Genomic DNA, 1,549 nt, shown 5'->3' with positions numbered 1-1,549 from the left:
CAGTAATCCAGCGCAGCGTTTGCGGCCTGCGCGGGCAAAAAAAAACGCCGTGTCGTGAAGGGCGGCTTTATAGCATTCGTCCCGAACGCGGTTTTCATGGGCTTCGCGGTTGCGGGCTTTCGACCTTTCCTGTTCGGATAGGCGGCGTTCGGCGCGCTGCTGAGGAATGTCTGGTGCGGGAGTGGTCTCGGCAATCGGGTCGGCCATGATCGGCGCTCCATCGGTTGTGATGGAGAGAATTTAAGTCACGCTTAAATTTGCTGCAATATGAAAGTTAAGTTTGGCTTATATTTTTTGTCAGGCTGATATTTTTGATGTTAGGGACGGGTGAGGCGAGAGAGGTTTAGGCAAAAATCAGCCATTCTCCGCCGTTCTGAAGCTGTACCGCAATAGTCGAATTGATAGTCCTTAGCGATATCATCGACCCTGATAAGTTGCATCAGATTTAAAACTGAGTATTTATCAAACCCCGTCCAGTCAATTTTATCAATTTCGCTGCGTGTTAGTCGCGATTTCATAATGTAATTAAAGCTAAGTTCACCGTACTTGGTTTTTGTTTGCTCAAGAAAAGCTACATCTATATCATAGTTTAAATCGGTTTTTTCAGCGTCGTAAACCTTCTTTACTGCTTGCACTAACTCCTCAGCGATCGAATGGAGTTCGGTAAGTTTGTTGGGCGTGCCCTGACTTAGAAATGATATCTCATGCGCGGCGAACTTTGCATTGCTCGTCTCAGTCAGAATAAACTCATAGCGCGTCATGCTGGGTGTAAGCGGCTTTCTTTTCTCCGCCAGCGCATCCATAGAATGAAAGCAGACTATCATTGAGGCGATAATTGCCGATCTTCTCATGGCTCTTCCTTTAGTTTTGTATCTTATTTTTAGGGCTTGAAGGTTCGGGATCGGCAAAAGTTCTTAAAACTGTTAGGGCATGATTCCGCCGCTCTTCAGGGATCGCGCGCCAAACGGACAATATGGGACTGCTTTCAAACGGATTGTGCCCAAGTAAGTCTTTTATCGAGCAATCAAGTGCGTCCGCTATCGCCTGAAGTCGTGCGGCGCTTGGCCATAGCTTTCTTGTCTCGATCTGAGATAGGTAACCAGCGCTTATGCTGATTTCATCGGACGAAGCGGAACTAATTCTCTCGGCTAATTGCTCTTGCGTGAGCCTTCTGTATTTGCGCCACTCCTTAAAATAGAAGCGTTCACGCGGAACCATTATTTCCACTGCGCCTTGCTTGGGGAATTCATCGCGATGGACTAACTGCGTCATGATTTTCGCCTTCGTCATGATGTGCTGTGTCGGCGAAGTGTGTTCCTACGATTGCATTCTCTCCATATCGGCAGGCTCAAAAAATTAACCTTGACGAAATTTAAGTTTGGCTTACATTTCAGCTCATGAACGAACTGAAATCCTATTTTTCGAGAAACCGGGGTGAGCGTGTCCGCATTGCGGCGGCGTTGGATATCAGTCCGGCGGCCTTGTCGCAGTGGGATCGTGTTCCTTCGGGGCGTGTTCTGGATATCGAGCGGCTCACGGGTATTAGCCG

Annotated in this window: 4 protein-coding genes; 1 reads left to right on the top strand and 3 read right to left on the bottom strand. The window is 48.0% G+C overall.

Annotation, left to right across the window (positions count from 1 at the left end):
• The 3 genes from VZ95_RS20525 to VZ95_RS23585 all read right to left on the bottom strand — a co-directional run.
• Positions 1 to 207 (bottom strand): hypothetical protein (locus VZ95_RS20525; protein ID WP_045777513.1); only part of this gene is annotated, 207 nt, incomplete at its 3' end.
• 110 nt (positions 208 to 317) lie between these two features.
• Entirely contained in the window at positions 318 to 803 is a 486-nt protein-coding gene (locus VZ95_RS20520) for a hypothetical protein (RefSeq protein WP_156995489.1), read from the bottom strand.
• Between the two features lie 58 nt (positions 804 to 861).
• Positions 862 to 1,272, bottom strand: coding sequence for a helix-turn-helix domain-containing protein (locus VZ95_RS23585; RefSeq protein ID WP_198148456.1), 411 nt, complete (start codon positions 1,270 to 1,272; stop codon positions 862 to 864).
• Between the two features lie 125 nt (positions 1,273 to 1,397).
• Here VZ95_RS23585 and VZ95_RS29545 point away from each other — a divergent pair.
• On the top strand, positions 1,398 to 1,549 hold a 152-nt coding region (locus tag VZ95_RS29545), incomplete at its 3' end, for a Cro/CI family transcriptional regulator (RefSeq protein WP_198148455.1).

It is taken from the genome of Elstera litoralis, from assembly GCF_000963705.1.
GTDB lineage: Bacteria > Pseudomonadota > Alphaproteobacteria > Elsterales > Elsteraceae > Elstera > Elstera litoralis.
The sequence above is the reverse complement of the archived record's forward strand: the minus strand, read 5'-3'. Positions and strand labels throughout refer to the sequence as shown.